Raw genomic sequence first — 1,237 nt, 5'->3', positions numbered from 1 at the left:
CCGGCGAGGAAGGCGGCCGCGGCGGTGCCGTGGTCGGTCCCGTCGGTGCCGTTGGCGTGCGCGGTGCGGCCGAACTCGGTGGCGACCGCGACCACGGTGTCGCCCCAGGCGGGGCCGAGCTCCGCCTTCAGCGCCGCCAGCGCGTCGTCGAGCGCCTTGAGGAGGTGGGCGAGGCGGCCCGAGGCCGGCCCCTCCGCGGCATGGGTGTCCCAGCCGTCGAGCGCCAGGGTCGCGATCCGAGGCCCGTCGGGGCGGGCGAGCATCCGCCCCGCCGCCGCGGCCAGGGTGGCGTAGATGCGGCCGGGACCGCCGACCGCTTGCCCCCCCTCCGGCAGCATCGCGTCGAGACGGTTGCTTTCGGTCAGCGCCGCCAGCAGGGCCGGATCGCGCTCGCCGTAGAGACGCTCCAGCCGCATCACCGTGTCGTCGAGCGGCGCGCGCAGGTTGCCGGGCGACCAGCTCATCACCGGGGCGGGCCCGCGCATCACCAGGGGCACCGTCGCGCCGCAGGCGAAGAGGTCGCGTCCGCGGGCCGGGCCGGCGGACGGCAGCAGGGCGGCCGCGCGATTGAGCCAGCCGGTCCCGCTGCCGTTCGGGCTCGGGGTGCCGTTCTCCAGGACGTCCTGCCCGTCGAAATGCGAACGCTCGCGATAGGGCGTCGCCACCGCGTGCAGCATCAAGGCCTCGCGGGCATCGAACAGCCCCTTGAGGAACGGCAGGTTCGGGTTGAGGCCGAACAGGCCGCCGAACGGCAGCGCCGCGCCGGCGCCCGACGCCGGCAGTGCCAGCGGGCCGCGCAAGGCGGCATAGGCCGGATCGCCGATCGCCGGGAGGAAGGCGAGACCGTCGAGCGCGCCGCGCAGGATCACGAAGACGAAGCGCGGGTCGCGGGTCGCGGCCGAAGCGATCCGCGGCATCAGGCCGGCGGCCGCGAGCGTCGAGCCGGCGGCGAGCAGGCCGCGACGGGTCGGCAGGCTGCCGCAGGTCGGTGGGTTGAGCCGCATCGCGCTATCTCCGCTGGAATTCCGGGCTCATCAGGAGCAGGGCGAGGCCCTGCGCCCCGGTCTCGGCCCGGGCGATCTCGCGCCGGGTCGGCGCGGAGAGCAGCGGACCGAACGCGTCCTCGGCGAGCGCGACCGGGTTGCCGGCGGGCGGCGCCCGCTCGCAGGCTTCGGCGGCCCAATCGATCCGGGCCTTGAAGGCGTGCGGCGCGAGCCATTCGGCGGCGGCGTCCGGC

At 76.5% G+C, this 1,237-nt stretch carries 2 protein-coding genes; both read right to left on the bottom strand.

Annotated elements, in window-relative coordinates:
• Positions 1-1,004 (bottom strand): DUF1501 domain-containing protein (locus FV230_RS28460; RefSeq protein ID WP_147844743.1); only part of this gene is annotated, 1,004 nt, incomplete at its 3' end.
• 4 nt (positions 1,005-1,008) lie between these two features.
• A partial coding sequence (locus FV230_RS28455) for a DUF1800 family protein (RefSeq protein ID WP_147844742.1) occupies positions 1,009-1,237 on the bottom strand: 229 nt, incomplete at its 5' end.

This window comes from Methylobacterium sp. WL6, from assembly GCF_008040095.1.
GTDB lineage: Bacteria > Pseudomonadota > Alphaproteobacteria > Rhizobiales > Beijerinckiaceae > Methylobacterium.
This window is presented reverse-complemented; position numbering and strand designations above follow the sequence as displayed.